The 1,039-nt window shown below is 65.2% G+C and carries 3 protein-coding genes; 1 reads left to right on the forward strand and 2 read right to left on the reverse strand.

The window, feature by feature from the left end; translation table 11 throughout:
- Positions 1-180: 180 nt before the first annotated feature.
- Positions 181-384 (forward strand): hypothetical protein, encoded by a 204-nt coding sequence (locus EB084_26435; GenBank protein ID NDD31801.1) that lies wholly within the window; start codon positions 181-183, stop codon positions 382-384.
- A 31-nt stretch (positions 385-415) separates the two neighbouring features.
- On the opposite strand, the gene EB084_26440 is transcribed toward EB084_26435, so the two are convergent.
- Positions 416-793: an XRE family transcriptional regulator gene (locus EB084_26440; protein NDD31802.1), complete on the reverse strand. Its 378-nt coding sequence runs from the start codon at positions 791-793 to the stop codon at positions 416-418.
- Positions 783-1,039 (reverse strand): type II toxin-antitoxin system RelE/ParE family toxin (locus EB084_26445; protein ID NDD31803.1); only part of this gene is annotated, 257 nt, incomplete at its 5' end. The genes EB084_26445 and EB084_26440, both read right to left, overlap by 11 nt.

Consider the following 1,039-nt stretch of genomic DNA (forward strand, 5'->3'; position numbering starts at 1 on the left):
GAGAGCGAGCCGGCCGATCGCATACGCGCTCGCTTCCACCTTGATTCGACGCCGCTCCCGTGCCCGCTGCCGCCCAGCCCAAGCGCGCCGACGCCCGTCCCGAGCTTGCCCGAGCCGACGGACCCAGTCGACATCGACGGCCCATGCTGGCTACAGGGCCTGCCTAAGGAGGCCCGCGCGGTGTTCGCGCACCTGCACACGCACGGCGCCATCACCGAAGCCGAGCTCACCCACCTCCTCGGCTCTACGCGCCTTGCGCGACGCTTCGCGATGCAGTTCGACGTCTGGCTGAAGCAGGTGCCCTTCATGGTGAGGGTCGAGTCGACGTCGGGGGGCAAGCGGTATGTCCGCGTGGGGCTTGGCGCCCCGACCCACGCCATCTGAAGCTCGGGGGGCCTTGCGCCAGCCCTTTCGCTTATTTGCTCTGTCCGCGATGAGACTGACGTGAAGTACGGGTCGACCGCGATGGCATCGCTACGTGAATGCCACCGTGGGCGCTTCGAGACCTCTTCGGGCGGATCACAATCTCCACGTCGAGATCGAGTGCGTTAAGAAACCGGAACAACCTCTCGGTCGAGAAGCCCTCGAGACGGCCGTGCATGAGCGCGGAGATCTTCGGTTGATCGACGCCGAGAAGCGCTGCGGCTCGCGTCTGACTCAGACGCCTTCGTGAGATGGCCTCACAGATGCGTATGGCGAGGTCTGCCTTTGCGAGGAGCTCGTCCGGCTCATCGAGATTCAGGTCGGCGAACACGTTCCCGCTGGACGGCGTGATCTGTGGGTCATTGGTCATGGAGAGGGCCTCCTTTGCCGAGGGTTGCATGGTGTTCTCGTGCCCGCTTCAGGCGGTCCGCGATGAGGTCGAGGTGGTTCTTCGGGGTGGATGTGCCGCGTGTCGATTTCTTCTGGAAGACGTGTAGGACGTAGACTGCCCCCTCGAACCTCACGGTGTAGACCGACCGATACGCGTTGCCGTCTCGTGCGGCTACGACCTCGAGGACGCCTGCGCCACCGAAACCGCGCAGCGGCTTGGCGAGCG

It is taken from the genome of Pseudomonadota bacterium (assembly GCA_010028905.1).
Classification (GTDB): domain Bacteria; phylum Vulcanimicrobiota; class Xenobia; order RGZZ01; family RGZZ01; genus RGZZ01.

Coding starts and splice junctions, on each gene's coding strand:
- EB084_26440 (NDD31802.1), bottom strand. CDS start 793: ATGACCAATGACCCACAGATCACGCCGTCCAGCGGGAACGTGTTCGCC.